Origin of the sequence: Brevibacterium linens ATCC 9172 (assembly GCF_900169165.1) — a bacterium.
Taxonomy (GTDB): Bacteria; Actinomycetota; Actinomycetes; order Actinomycetales; family Brevibacteriaceae; genus Brevibacterium; species Brevibacterium linens.
The window spans coordinates 91,181-104,456 of record NZ_FXYY01000010.1 but is presented as its reverse complement, the minus strand read 5'-3'; the positions used below and the strand labels follow the sequence as shown (position 1 = coordinate 104,456).

Annotated in this window: 10 protein-coding genes; 5 read left to right on the top strand and 5 right to left on the bottom strand. The window is 66.4% G+C overall.

Features of this window, described 5'->3' with window-relative positions; all coding sequences use genetic code 11:
• Positions 1-24: 24 nt before the first annotated feature.
• A complete protein-coding gene (locus BLIN9172_RS09810; RefSeq protein WP_164742861.1) occupies positions 25-1,005 on the bottom strand; it encodes an ABC transporter substrate-binding protein in 981 nt (326 codons plus the stop codon).
• A 222-nt stretch (positions 1,006-1,227) separates the two neighbouring features.
• On the opposite strand from BLIN9172_RS09810, the gene BLIN9172_RS09805 reads away from it, so the two are divergent.
• Positions 1,228-2,247 carry a siderophore-interacting protein gene (locus BLIN9172_RS09805; RefSeq protein WP_101554902.1) on the top strand — a complete coding sequence of 340 codons (1,020 nt, stop codon included), beginning with the start codon at positions 1,228-1,230 and terminating at the stop codon, positions 2,245-2,247.
• A 61-nt stretch (positions 2,248-2,308) separates the two neighbouring features.
• Here BLIN9172_RS09805 and BLIN9172_RS09800 read toward each other — a convergent pair whose 3' ends face one another.
• Positions 2,309-3,223 carry a DMT family transporter gene (locus BLIN9172_RS09800; protein WP_101554901.1) on the bottom strand — a complete coding sequence of 305 codons (915 nt, stop codon included), beginning with the start codon at positions 3,221-3,223 and terminating at the stop codon, positions 2,309-2,311.
• Between the two features lie 133 nt (positions 3,224-3,356).
• On the opposite strand from BLIN9172_RS09800, the gene BLIN9172_RS09795 reads away from it, so the two are divergent.
• Positions 3,357-4,241 (top strand): LysR family transcriptional regulator, encoded by an 885-nt coding sequence (locus BLIN9172_RS09795; RefSeq protein ID WP_101554900.1) that lies wholly within the window; start codon positions 3,357-3,359, stop codon positions 4,239-4,241.
• 80 nt (positions 4,242-4,321) lie between these two features.
• On the opposite strand, the gene BLIN9172_RS09790 is transcribed toward BLIN9172_RS09795, so the two are convergent.
• Together BLIN9172_RS09790 and BLIN9172_RS09785 are read right to left on the bottom strand one after the other, a co-directional pair.
• Complete coding sequence (locus tag BLIN9172_RS09790) at positions 4,322-5,737, bottom strand: FAD-binding oxidoreductase (protein ID WP_101554899.1); 1,416 nt, start codon at positions 5,735-5,737, stop codon at positions 4,322-4,324.
• 9 nt (positions 5,738-5,746) lie between these two features.
• On the bottom strand, positions 5,747-7,111 hold the full coding sequence (locus tag BLIN9172_RS09785) for an MFS transporter (RefSeq protein WP_101554898.1): 1,365 nt from the start codon (positions 7,109-7,111) through the stop codon (positions 5,747-5,749).
• A 367-nt stretch (positions 7,112-7,478) separates the two neighbouring features.
• On the opposite strand from BLIN9172_RS09785, the gene BLIN9172_RS09780 reads away from it, so the two are divergent.
• Positions 7,479-8,573, top strand: coding sequence for a DUF2332 domain-containing protein (locus BLIN9172_RS09780; protein WP_101554940.1), 1,095 nt, complete (start codon positions 7,479-7,481; stop codon positions 8,571-8,573).
• Between the two features lie 145 nt (positions 8,574-8,718).
• Here the strand turns inward: BLIN9172_RS09780 and BLIN9172_RS09775 are convergent, their stop codons facing one another.
• Positions 8,719-9,921 carry an RsbRD N-terminal domain-containing protein gene (locus BLIN9172_RS09775; protein WP_101554897.1) on the bottom strand — a complete coding sequence of 401 codons (1,203 nt, stop codon included), beginning with the start codon at positions 9,919-9,921 and terminating at the stop codon, positions 8,719-8,721.
• 225 nt (positions 9,922-10,146) lie between these two features.
• Between BLIN9172_RS09775 and BLIN9172_RS09770 the strand changes: the two genes are divergently transcribed.
• Positions 10,147-11,478 carry an MFS transporter gene (locus tag BLIN9172_RS09770; protein ID WP_101554896.1) on the top strand — a complete coding sequence of 444 codons (1,332 nt, stop codon included), beginning with the start codon at positions 10,147-10,149 and terminating at the stop codon, positions 11,476-11,478.
• A 29-nt stretch (positions 11,479-11,507) separates the two neighbouring features.
• The gene (locus BLIN9172_RS09765) at positions 11,508-13,268 is read left to right on the top strand and encodes a thiamine pyrophosphate-dependent enzyme (protein ID WP_101554895.1); all 1,761 of its coding nucleotides are present in this window, start codon (positions 11,508-11,510) and stop codon (positions 13,266-13,268) included.
• Positions 13,269-13,276: the final 8 nt, after the last annotated feature.

The window sequence follows — 13,276 nt, the reverse complement described above, 5'->3', positions numbered from 1 at the left end:
TCGTAGCCCGGCAGGGTGCGGGCCTCAGTTCTTGACGATCTTCTTCGCGGATTCGAGGACATCGGCGAGTTCGTTCAGCCATGTCGCGTAGCCGTCATAGGTGTAGGCGCGTTTGTCGTCCCAGGTGCCCAGCTGTCCTGCCTCGACTGCGGGCAGTCGTCTGTAGACCGGATTGTCCTCGTAGTCGGTCGAGGCGTCGTGGACGAGGACGACGTCGGCCGGGTAGTCCGACATCTTCTCCCAGGAGACTTCGGCCCAGCTGCTGTCTCCCGTGGCGTCGGGTCCGACGAGGGTGAGCCCATCTTCGGTGAGCATCTCGGCGATGCCCAGGGAGTTCGAGGTGTAGTTGATCTCTGCGGTGAAGTTCGCCAGCAGAACTGTCAGATCGTCCTGCTTCTTCGCCACAGTGCGGATGCGTGCTCGAGCGTCATCGAAGGCCTTGCGCTTGTCCGCGATATCGCCGGTCTCCGTGTCCTTGCCCAGTGCCTTCGCGATGGCCGCATACTGGGCGAACATCGCGTCGGGACTCTGCCCGCCGAGTTTGACCGGGACGAAGGGCACGAGCTCGCTGACCTGGCCCTTCACCTTCTCGTCCCACCACGTCCACCCGTCGCCGGTCTCATTGCCGTAGGCGACGAGGATGTCCGGCTCGGCGACGGCGAGGGCTTCGATATCGAGTTCCATATCGGTGCCCACGACCTCGACGCCATCTTGGTCGAAGGCCTTGCCGGGGGATTCGTTCTGTCCGAAGCCGAAGACCGCGACCGGCGTGATTCCGTACTGCGCAAGGCCGGCCGCCGAATAGAAGTCCGCGGCGATGCGCTTCGCCGGACGGTCGAGTTCGATCGTCAGTCCGTCATATCCTTCCGGCGAATACCTGAAGTTCGGGGCGCTGTCAGTAGCACCGGAAGCACCGCTTCCCGCCTCACCGTCGGCCTCGCCCCGGCAGGCGACGAGGGCGAACGGGGCGAGCACTGACAGGGCAAGAAGCTGACGACGACGCATCGAGAGCCTTTCGGTGAGCGTCCCCGCGGGGACGGAATTGGTGCGCCTGTAGTGACGCCGGGACCACCGTAGCATTATTTGGAAAGGCTAGCCTTACTAAATTAGAGTAGAGTAGCGTTGCGGATGTTCCGTCTTCCACGACAGCTGCACACACGAACAGAACGCGTCCCCGCGGGGACGACCTCACGACCACGTGGTCGCTGAGGATGCGAAGGAGTATCAGTGTCACGAGCCCCCATCGGCGCCTTCGAAGCAGAGGTCCTCGCCGTCGACGATCTCAGCCCGTCCTTCCGTCGGGTGACGTTCGGGGGTGCGGGACTCGAAGACTTCGGCCCGAACACCCACCCTCGTGATCTGCGGATCAAACTCGTCATCCCGCCTCAACGCTCCGCCGCACCGAAGTTCGATCTGCCGGCATTCCTCACCGAGCAGGAAGCCGCCGGGGTGTCCTGGTACCAGGCCTGGCTGCAGGTCAGCCCCGAGGAGCGCGGTGCGATGCGCACCTACACCGTGCGCGAATGGAACGATGCCGACCGCCGACTCGTCATCGACATGGTCCTCCACACCGATGAGCACGGCCATTCGGGCCCGGCAGCCGAATGGGCCGAGGCCGCCGAGGTGGGGCACCGTCTCCACATCATCGGCCCCTCCCGCACTTCGGAGACTCCGTGCGCCGGGATCGAATTCGCCCCCGGCGATGCCCACCAGATCCTGCTCGCCGGCGACGAGACCGCCGTACCCGCCATCGCCTCGATCCTCGATTCGCTCAAGGACAGCCGGGCCCGAGGGAAAGCCGTTCTCGAGGTCCCCAGCGCCGAGGACATCATCGACATGACTGCTCCCGCAGGCTTCGAGATCGAATGGCTGCCGCGCGGGGAGGCCGAATTCGGACAGCTGCTCGAACCCGCCGTCCGCGAGGCGGTCCGTTCGGAGACCCGGATCCCCGCCGAGGTCGGAGCCGGATCGGCAGGGTCAGCGGGCACCACAGATGGTCCGGCCCGAGAACTCGACGACGTCAACATCGACGAGGAGATCCTCTGGGATGTTCCCGCGGCCCTCACCGAGGCGGCTCAGGGAAGTTCGAGTGCCACAGAGAAGGACGAGCGTCCCTTCTATGCCTGGATCGCCGGTGAGGCCGGGCCGGTCAAACGTCTGCGCCGCTACCTCGTCCAGGAAGTCGGAGTCGACCGCAAGCAGATCGCGTTCATGGGCTACTGGCGTCAGGGCAAGGCCGAAGGCTGAGCCGCGGTCACCGCTAGGAGTGGGACTTGGGCCGATACCAAGGCTGAAGCTAACCCTGAGTTCAGGCCTGAAGCTGGGCCTGAGCCGGTGACCGCCGCAGAGCCCGCACGATCTGCGGCCCGATCGCAGTGGCCGCACCTCCCAGGCAGAGCACACCGCCGAGCGCTGCCAGCGGAGGCGGAACCTCCCCGAGAACGAGCCAGGCCATCACCACGACGATGGCGGGGACGAGGAGGCTCGACGAACTGAGCAGTCCCGCCGGCAGGAACTTCAGCGCATATCCCCAGAGATTGAAGGCGATAGCGGTCGGAACGACGCCCAGGTAGACGACCTGAAGCGTCATCTCGATGGGTGCCGCGGCCACCTCGTCGATGAGGCCGGGGGCGAAGACGAGACTGACGAGTGCACCGATGAGGATTCCCATCCAGGTGACGGTCACCGAGTCCTCCCCGGACAGGAAGTGCTTCTGCAGCAGCACGCAGGCTGCGTAGAGCACCGCGGCAACGAGGCTGAGGATAAGACCGCCGACCGTGAAGAAGCCGGTGAAGCTGGCTGCCGTGATCATCCCGATGCCGAGCAGGGAGACGAAGATGCCGATGAGCAGACGCTTCGGCAGCCCCTCTCCGAAGACGAGGCCGGCGAAGACGGCGATGATGAGCGGTGCGATATTGACGATCATCGAGGCGGTTCCGGCATCGATCGACCGCTCTGCGGCGTTGAGGACGACGACGTAGGCGGAGAACCAGGCGATGCCCCAGAGGGCTAGGATCAGCCAGACGACCTTGCCGGAGGGGAACCTCGGGCGGCGGAAGAGCATCCAGACGGAGAGCACCACGGCTGCGGCCGCGCCCCGCAGCAGCGCCATCGGACCGGGCGAGAACGCTTCGCCGGCATCGCGGATGACGACGAAGGATGACGCCCAGAAGGTCATGGTGAGCAGGGCAGCGATCCACGGGAGGACGCGGGGAGCCGTCATCTGTCGGGGACTGGGACTCGCGACTGGAGTACTGAGCGCTGATCTGTTCATAAGGATGATTATTCGTCTCTTCACGATGAAAGAAAAGCGCACACAATTGCACGACTGTACGTGATATGCGTACGGTTCAACTGTGTACAACGTCGCGCATCTGAAAACGTTCAAATCGGTCGCACTCACCGGGTCAGTCCGTTCCGCAGCGCAGCATCTCGACCTCTCCCCGTCCGCAGTCAGCCATCACCTCAAACTCCTCGAACAGGAGACGGGGCTGACGCTCTTCCAGCGACAGGGACGCGGTCTGTGCCTGACCGACACCGGTGGGGCGATCATGTCTGACGTGGACTCCGTGCTCGAGAGTTCCGGGCGCCTCGGGCAGCGCATCTCGGAGCTGCATGAGAATCGAATCGGACGCCTGTCGATCGGGTATTTCGCGACGGCGGGGACTCGGTGGCTGCCGGAACTCGTCGTCTATCTCGAGAACCGCCACCCCGACGTCACGGTGCAGCTCAATCTGGCTGAGGGGCCGTGGAACGAGTTCCACTCCGATCTGCAGGTGATCATCTCGGAATCGAAGAACCCCGAGTTTCCACCGCAGGTGAAGGGGCACTTCCTCACCGCGGATCCGTATGTGGTCGCGGTGCCGGATGACCATCCGCTGGCCGATCGTGCGGGGGTGAGCCTCAGTGAGCTGGAGAGATACCCCTGGATCGACAATGACACCGGGGACGGCCCGTGCCGGACGATTCTCTTCGACGCCTGCTCCCGCGCGGGAGTGCGAGTGCACTTCAAACACGAAGCGCACAGCTTCGTCACGGCCCTGCACATGGTCAGTCGGGGCCTGGGTCTGACTCTGCTGCCTCGGCTCGGTGTCGAACCCCTGCCACCCGGGGTGGCCATCATCCCGCTGGCAGCGCCCGAACCGATCCGCTTCATCCACGCGATCAGCGATCCGGGCCACCCGCAGCAGGACCTCATCGAGGATGCGGTCACGGCCTTGTGCGAACTCGCCACCAGCTGACGAGGGGCCAGACGGCCGAGCCCCTCCGCTTTTGGGGCGCGAGCCGGCACATGCGCCCTACGACGGCGGCCCGGCTGCCCTCAGATCTCGGCGAGCATCTTGCCCGGGTTGAGGATGCCCAGCGGGTCGAGCGCGTTCTTGACAGCCATCTGGATCCGTCGTGACCCTTCGTCGAGTTCGTTCGGCAGCCAGGCCCGCTTGAGGAACCCGACCCCGTGTTCGCCGGTGATCGTGCCGCCGAGTTCGAGGCCCACGCGCATGATCTCTGCGAACACGTCCTCGGCCCTCCCCGTCTCGACCGCGTCCGAGGAATCGAAGAACACCGACGGGTGCATATTGCCGTCACCGGCGTGGGCAACGAGGGCGATCTCGAGCCCGGATGATGACCGCAGCTCGGCCAGCCGGTCGCAGAACTCGGGCACGGCGGTGCGCGGCAGGCACACATCGTCGAGCAGCTGACCGCCACCGTGGGCGGTGGCGAACTTCTCATAGGCCGGCTGGATCATCCGCCGCGCGGCGATGAGTGCCGCGGAGTCGCTCGGGTCGTCGGAGTACGCGACGTCGAGGGCACCGCAGCGCTGGGCCACCTCGGTGAAGGCCGACATTGCAGCTTCCGCATCGGTCGGGTTGTCGTCGACCTGCATGATGAGCATCGAACCGGCGTCACCGTCGAGGCCGAAGTCGCCGTAGTCGTTGAGCATGCGCAGGCTTGCCCCGTCGAGGAATTCGAACAGGCTCGGCACCCCGCCGTCGGCCATGAAGTCGGCGACGGTCTGCAGTCCGCTGCGCTCATCCGGGAAGGTCGCGATCGCGGTGAACGGCTCGGGCAGGGCGGGCACGAGGCGCAGCGTCGCCTCGACGACGATGCCCAGGGTGCCTTCGGAGCCGATGAAGAGGTGACGCATATCGAGCCCGGCCACGCCCTTGGCCGTCTGCGGGCCGAGCGTGGTGATGGACCCGTCGGCCAGAACGACCTTGAGTGAGCGGACATAATCCCTGGTCACACCATATTTAACGCAGCAGAGTCCGCCGGCGTTCGTCGCGATGTTTCCGCCGATCGAGGACAGGGCCACCGACCCCGGATCCGGCGGGTAGGACAGTCCGAACGGTGCGAGGTGGTCCTTGAGATCCTGGTTGATGATGCCCGGCTGGACGGTGACGAGGCGTTCAGCCTCGTTGACTGCCACGACGTCCTTCATCTTCGACACGTTGAGCAGGATCGCCCCTGGTGAGGCGTTCGCGCCGCCCGAGATCCCGGACCGAGCCCCCTGCGGGACGACCGGCACCCGATGTGCGCTGGCGAACCGCATGACCTCTTGGACGTCTTCCGCCGAGGCGGCCCTGACCAGGGCGATCGCCCCTTCCCGCGGACAGAACAGGGCTTCGTCGCTGGAGTGGGCGTCGATGACATCGGGGTCCGTGGTCAGCGCGCCCGGGCTCAGTCGGGCGATGAGGTCGGTGAACTGGACGGTTTCCGATGGTGTGGCAGTGGACAAGGAGGCTCCTCAGTTCGACGGGGATTTCACACTATCGGGTGCGGGCGCCGCCTTGAGGATGAGGGTGACGATTCCGGCGGCCACCATGACCGCTCCGACGACCCACATGCCGGCGTTCTGAGTGCCGGTGAGGTCAGCGAGCCAACCGGTGATGTAGGGGGCGAAGAACCCGGACGAGTTGCCCAGCGAGTTGATGAGCGCCAGACCTGCGGCGGCACCGGCGCCGGCGAGGAAGGTCTGCGGCAACGGCCAGAACGTCGGCAGGGCCGCGCAGATGGCCATGCAGGTGATGGTCACGGCGATCATCGTGGTGAACGGTGAGGACAGGTAGAGCGCGATCGGGATCGTGACTCCGCCGACGAACAGCGGCAGGGCCACGTGCCAGACTCGCTCACCGGTGCGGTCGCCGTGGCGGGACCAGAAGTACATGGCCAAGGCGCCGAAGACATAGGGGACGGCCGTGATGAAGCCGATCTCGACGATCGAGTACTCGACACCGAAGGTCTCCTGGAACCCGGAGATGATCGTCGGCAGGAAGAAGCTCATGGCATAGAGGCCGTAGACCATGCCGAAGTAGACGAAGGACAGTGCCCACACGCGCGGCTGGAGCAGGGAGCGGCGGACCGGGTAGTGGAAGGTCTCTTCCTTGCTCCTCTCCTCGGCGTCCATCGTCGCCTGCAGCCAGTTGCGTTCTTCGGAGCTCAGCCATTTCGCGTCGCGCGGGTGGTCGGTGAGGTAGAAGATGCACATGATGCCCAGCAGCACGGCCGGAACGCCTTCGATGATGAACATGAAGCGCCAGCCGGCGAAGTTCTCGAAGATCGCGTTTCCGCTGGAGATCAGCCACGAGGACAGGGGCGTGCCGATGACGCTCGACATCGGAATCGCGAGCATGAACAGGGCGGTTGCCCGGGCGCGCATCGAGGTCGGGAACCAGTAGGTGAGGTAGAGGATGATGCCGGGGAAGAATCCAGCCTCGGCGACGCCGAGGAGGAACCGCAGCACGTAGAGCCATCCGTGGTTGGGCACGAAGGCCATGGCGGCCGCGACGATGCCCCAGCTGATGAGAATGCGGGCGAGCCAGATGCGGGCGCCGAATCTGTGCAGGGCCAGGTTGGAGGGCACCTCGAGGATGAGGTAGCCGAAGAAGAAGATGCCTGCCGCAAACCCGAATTGGGTCGCGTTCATCGCGAGGTCTTCGTTCATGCCGCCGGGTCCGGCGATGCCGAGGTTCGTCCGGTCGAGGTAGTTGATGAAGTACATCGCGATGATGAACGGGATGAGGCGGATGAGAACCTTGCGCAGGGTCCTCTTCTCGAGAGCCGAATCGGCGGGGGTCTGTCCGCTGGTCGGCGGGCTCACCTCGGATGACATGGGATCTCCTTCGATCAGGTCGGGCCACTGTGGTGGCTCAGCGGTGGCGCGGACTCGTGCCGCGGACGTGCGACAGCGGTTCGCTGCGGGTGCATCGGCGCGGCAGCCAGCGCACTACGGCAACACACTACGACAGTGCAGACGGCTGACCTAGAGTTCACGCCGAAAGTACCGAATACCGGGACGCCGCGCCGAATCCGCGCCCACGTGCACACCAGCTGGTTCAACGTGCAAACGCTTAACGCAAATGCTGGGCGCACACACTTTGAAGCAGTTGTTGCGCTGTCCGGTTGCGAGTGCAGCTGCGGCGACACGGTTACGATGAGTGCAGACAACCCGATTGCGAAGGGGAGCCGCAGTGCAGCCGATGACCGAGCTCGAGGCCGAGACACTGCGCGACTACTACGGCACGTTCGCCCGCCTCGAAGCGGCCGGCACCTCCCCGATCTACGCCATGTGGGCCGAGGGAGTGGCCGCGGACGACGCGGTCATCTCGCTCCTGCTCGAACTGCCCCGACCGAAGCGCCAAGCCAACCTCCTCTTCGCAGCGGCGCGCCACCTCGGTGCGGGCGAGGGTTCCTATGCTCAGCTGCGATCGTGGCTGCTCGAACACTGGGACGACATCCGGGAGTTCATGCTCGCCCGGTCCACGCAGACGAACGAGGCCGGCCGCTGCGCCACGCTGCTGCCGGTGCTCGCGCAGATCCCCGGACCGCTTGCGCTCATCGAGGTCGGAGCCTCGGCGGGTCTGTGCCTCGATCCCGACCGCTACAGCTACAGATTCACCGTCACCGAGGCGGCCGAACGCACCGCAGCCGACGATCGGACCGCTCACGGAGGCGCAGTTGCCACCGATCGTTCTGCTCCCGGGACGTCCGGTGCGAAGTTCGAGCAGTCGGTGACGCTCGACCCGCCAGAGGGTCCGAGCCCGGTCCTGCTCGAATGCGCACTGGCGAACACCACGGTGCCGGAAGACCTCCCCGAGGTGGCGTGGCGGGCCGGAGTCGATCTCAATCCTCTCGATATCACCGACGCTGACCAGCGGGAATGGCTGACGTCGCTGATCTGGCCGGAGCATGAGGCGAGACGGGCGCGCCTCCTCGCCGCCGCCTCGATTGCAGCTGCCGATCCCCCGCACCTCGTCCGCGGCGACCTGCTTGAGACCGTCGAATCTCTGCTCGCCGAAGTGCCCTCCGGAACCCAGCCGGTCGTCTTCCACAGTGCGGTGCTCGCCTATGTCGATGCCGAGGCACGTGCCCGCTTCGCCGCCCTCATGCAATCACGCGACGACGTCGTATGGATCAGCAATGAGGGAGCCGGAGTCCTCCCTGACACTCGCGCGCAACTCGAGACACTCGGGATTGAGCCCGATGGGCGATTCGTGCTCAGCGTCGACGGCCGAGCTCTCGCCCTGACCGGTCCTCACGGGCAGAGCTTCACCGGACTGTCACAGGCCCGCTGATTGGTCCACCCGCTTCGAACAAGTCACAACATGGTGCCGAATTCGCGCCCACGTGCACACCAGCTGGCTCAACGTGCAGGCGCATAACGCAAATGCTGCGCGCACACACTTTGAAGCAGTTGTTGCGCTGCAAGCCCCGCCCCGCTCACGCCCAACCGACGACGAGGCGGGCCGCCTCGGCGGGGATCATCGGGTCGACGCCGGTGAGGTCGGCGAAACGGCGCAGGCGATTGGCCACAGTGTTGCGGTGGCAGAACAGCCGCTCGGCCGACGCGCCGATGCTCCCCGTCGCCAGATACACCTGCACCGCCTCGATGAGACGCTCTCGCTCGACCGGCCCGCACTCACCCAACGCCGATTCGACATCGGCGAGGATCGGGTTGCCCGCGGCATTGAGCGACCGAGCGGCCAACCGTGCCCATCCGCGCCTCCATGTCATCGCAGACGTCTCATCAGCGGCGATGACGTCGGCGAGGTCTCGGGCCGTCAGAGCCGAACGCCGCAGGGCCCCGATTCCTTCGGCGCGGACGTACCCCACCCTGGCCTCGGCGATCCTGCCGGCGAGCGCCCCCAGCGAATGACCGACTCCGCCACCGACGGGATCGGAAACATGGCCCACGCCTTCTGGAACCTGCGTGAACGCGATGAGAACCTCGCCGAGGTGGTGCGCGAACATGGTTCCGCCCGCGCGGACATGATCGGAGATGATCACCTGCAGGGCCCGGACATCGTCCCCGGTGGCGGCGATGACGAGCAGCGGGCAGTCGACGTCGAGACCGAGCCCGGTCGCGATCGTCGACAGTCGTTCGCCGGTCGGGTCCGGATCCTCGAACAGACTGGCGATGAGGCCGGCGTGCACCGAGTACTCCTCGGCCCGCATCCGCGCGAGCTCGGCCGTGTAGGCCTGTTGGACCTGGGAGACGTATTCGTCGACCGTGGACAGCACGATGCCCGTGTGGCGGATGACCAACTCCGCATCGTCCTGGGTCGCCACCCGAGTGAGCACCTCCCAGAGCACGCTGAAGTCGAGGCGGATCGCCGTCATCAGCGCCTCGAGCGGGATGCCGGCCCGGGCCCGGGAGACCCCGACCTCCGTCGAGACAGTCACAGGCCCGTCGAATCCTCCTGCGCGCAGTCCTTCGATGAGGGTACGGAACGAATCACGCCCGGTCCGACGAAGTTCCGAGACCGGGATCGGCGCGGGATCATAGCCGGGAACGCGGACGACACGGGCCATGAAGCGATCGGTCAGCTCGTCGAGGTCGAGGGCATCGAGGAGCTCGAGCCATCGGGCCGCGTCTCCCGGAAGCGGACGATCGCGGAGTCGGCGGTCACGATAGGCAGTCATCACCCCACAATATGTGCAGATGCACAATCCTGCTGTCCTATTCGGCGACAAATGTGTCTGGGAAGAGACGTACGACACTCGGTAAGGTCGATATCTGCCGGTCACACACCACCGAATGCGACCGGTCCGAACGACTCGACCGACACCGGACCCGCATGGGCCCACCGGCCCAGCCGCCGACCGGCGGAGCCGCGGACCGCGTCCCGATCCTCAACGGAGCACACTATGAGCGAGCAGAAAACCACGGCGTCCGCCGAGGCCAGCGCCACAACAGAACTGAGCATCAAGGACGCGAACAAGGTGGCCGCCGGTGCGCTGATCGGCACCGCCCTCGAGTGGTACGACTTCTTCCTCTTCTCGGCCGCGGCCGCCCTGATCTTCAATGTCCAGTACTTCACCAGCGAGAACGCCACCGCAGCCGCGCTGGCCTCCTTCGCGACCTTCGGTGTGGGTCTGGCCGCTCGCCCGATCGGCGGTCTCATCTTCGGCCGCATGGGCGACAAGGTCGGCCGTCGTCGGGTCCTCATGATCACGATCGTCGGCATCGGCGTCGTCACCGGCCTCATCGGCCTGCTGCCGACCTATGCGGCCATCGGGTTCGCCGCTCCTGCCCTGCTCGTCCTCCTCCGCATCTTCCAGGGTCTCTTCGTCGGCGGCGAATGGTCGGGGGCGATGACCCTCGTCGTCGAGAACGCGCCCCTGCACCTGCGCGCCCGCTATGCGGCGATCCCGCAGATCGGCTCGCCCATCGGCACGATCCTGTCCTCGGGCGGATTCTTCGTCTTCACCCTCATCCTGTCCCAGGACAGCTTCCACTCGTGGGGCTGGCGCATTCCGTTCCTCGTCGCCATCCCGCTCCTCCTCGTCGCCGTCTACATCCGCAGCCGCCTCGAGGAGTCACCGGTCTTCCGCCAGTTGGAGGAGTCGGGAGAGGTCGAGAAGAGCCCGATCACCACAACCTTCCGCGACTCGTGGAAGCAGATCATCATCGGCATGGCCGCAGCCCTCCTCGGCGTCGGCGGTTTCTACCTCGTCACCGCATTCTGCGTCTGGTACGGCGTCAACGTCCTCGGCTACGACGATTCGCTCCTGCTGCTCGGCAGCATGGTCGCCGCCGCCGTCGAGATCTTCGTCCTGATCTGGGGTGGCATGCTCGGCACGAAGTACGGTGCCAGCCGGGTCATCCTCTGGGGCGGTGTCGCCTCGGCAGTGGTCGCCGTTCCGGCCTTCTTCATGTTCGAGTCCGGGGTCCCCGCACTCGTCGTCATCGCCATGACCCTCGCGGTCGGCACACTGTCCCTTCCCTACGCGGCCTCGGGTACCGTGATGACCGGCCTGTTCCCGGCGACCACCCGGTACACGGGCGTGAGCATGTCCCAGAATGCCGCGGGCATGATCTCCGGATTCATCCCCCTGCTCGCGACCGGCTTCGTCGCCTCGGCGGGCGACCACTGGTGGCCGGCAGCCGCGATGCTCGCCTTCCTGTCCCTGTTCACCGCTTTCGCCGGCGCCATCGCCCCGAAGCTGAGCGTCGATCTGCCCGGCTTCAAGCACTGAGAACCGTTCGACCCTCGAAAGGACACCCAATGTCGCGTTCCGCCGGCCACCTCATCGTCGACACCCTGGAGAGCGCGGGCATCGAACGCGTCTACGCGGTCCCTGGCGAGTCCTACCTCGACGTCCTCGACGGACTGTATGACGCGAACATCGAGACCGTCGTGTGCCGGCAGGAGGGCGGTGCGGGGTTCATGGCGCTGGCCGAATCCCGGCTGACCGGTCGTCCCGGAATCGCCATGGTCACCCGCGGTCCCGGGGCGGCGAATGCGATGATCTCCGTCCACACCGCCTGGCAGGACGCGACCGCGCTCGTCCTCTTCGTCGGCCTCGTCCCCCTCAACGATCGATCCCGCGAATCCTTCCAGGAGTTCAGCCTGCCCGAATGGTTCTCCTCGACGGCGAAGCGCGTGCTCACCATCGATGACGAGGCCCGTGCCGGTGAGATCACCGCCGACGCCCTGCGCATCGCCGCCTCCGGTCGCCCCGGCCCCGTCGTCGTCGGCCTGCCCGAAGACGTCCTCGTCCGTCTCACCGAGTCCCCCACCCCGACACTCGCCGAGGTGGCCCCACCGACCCCGGCCCCCGCCGTCATCGACGGGTTGGCTTCTCGGATCGCGGCGGCCGAGCGTCCCGCGTTCGTCCTCGGCGGGGATGGGTGGCACAACGGGTGCGGCGCCGAGCTGGCCGGTCTGGCCGCCTCGGCGGGGGTGCCGATCTTCTGCGATTGGCGCGCCTACGATGCGATTCCGCATTCCTCGCCGGCGTGGGCCGGCTGGCTCGGCTACGGTCGCGCCGATGCCGTGGCGGCCGGTTTCGCCGAGGCGGACCTCGTCGTCTTCGTCGGCTGCACCCGGTCCGACGTCTTGAGCGACGGGTACACGATCGGCTTCGACGCCGAAACCGTGCTCGTCTCCCTCGACATGGAGGCAACCCAGCACGCAGGGCGCATCGATGAGCACATCATCGCCTCCCCGGATTCCTTCACGCAGGCCCTGACCAGGAACGATGCCGGTGGCGCTCGCGATCCCGGGCAGCTGCGCGGGACTCGGACGGATGAGTGGATGCAGTCACGTGCCGACGTGCAGTCCCGGTTCGCCGCGCACCGCCCCGACGCCGAGGCGGCACCGGAGAACGCGAACCGTGCCGGGGTCGATCTCGGGGTGGCGTTCGGGATTCTCGATGACCGCCTCGGCGGGGATGCGATCCTCACCTATGGAGCCGGCAATGCGACGATCTGGGGGCACCGGTTCATCCGGCATGAGCGCCCGGCCGGCCTCGTCGGAGCCCGCAACGGGGCGATGGGCCTCGCCGTTCCCGCCGCGGTGGCGGCCTCTCTGGCGTACCCGGAACGGCGTGCGGTCGCGATCTGCGGCGATGGGGACTTCCTCATGAACGGCCAGGAGATCGCCACGGCCTTCGCCCACAGCGGATCACCGCTCATCATCGTCGTCGACAACGGTGTGTACGGCACGATCGTGTCCCACCAGGAGAACCACTATCCCGGGCGGCCCTCGGGCACGCGGATGGTCAACCCGAACTTCGCGGCGTGGATGTCGGCATTCGATCTCGGCAGCTCCGGGGTCGCCTCGGCGAGGGTCTCCGGCTCTGTTCCACCGGGAGCAGACGGTACTGCGACGGGAGCGGGAATGGTCGGCCACGGCGAGCGCGTCGAGGCCACCGAGGACTTCGCAGCCGCGCTCGACCGGGCCTTGGCTCACGACGGGCCCGCCCTCATCCATGTGCTCATCGACCCGGCGACGATGCCTCCGGCCGCAGACGAAACCGCCTGACAGCTCTC

What these genes read in the sequence shown, in the direction of transcription:
- BLIN9172_RS09810 (WP_164742861.1), bottom strand. Translation starts at nt 1,005, where the DNA reads ATGCGTCGTCGTCAGCTTCTTGCCCTGTCAGTGCTCGCCCCGTTCGCC.
- BLIN9172_RS09800 (WP_101554901.1), bottom strand. Translation starts at nt 3,223, where the DNA reads ATGACGGCTCCCCGCGTCCTCCCGTGGATCGCTGCCCTGCTCACCATG.
- BLIN9172_RS09785 (WP_101554898.1), bottom strand. Translation starts at nt 7,111, where the DNA reads ATGTCATCCGAGGTGAGCCCGCCGACCAGCGGACAGACCCCCGCCGAT.
- BLIN9172_RS09780 (WP_101554940.1), top strand. Translation starts at nt 7,479, where the DNA reads ATGACCGAGCTCGAGGCCGAGACACTGCGCGACTACTACGGCACGTTC.
- BLIN9172_RS09775 (WP_101554897.1), bottom strand. Translation starts at nt 9,921, where the DNA reads ATGACTGCCTATCGTGACCGCCGACTCCGCGATCGTCCGCTTCCGGGA.
- BLIN9172_RS09770 (WP_101554896.1), top strand. Translation starts at nt 10,147, where the DNA reads ATGAGCGAGCAGAAAACCACGGCGTCCGCCGAGGCCAGCGCCACAACA.
- BLIN9172_RS09765 (WP_101554895.1), top strand. Translation starts at nt 11,508, where the DNA reads ATGTCGCGTTCCGCCGGCCACCTCATCGTCGACACCCTGGAGAGCGCG.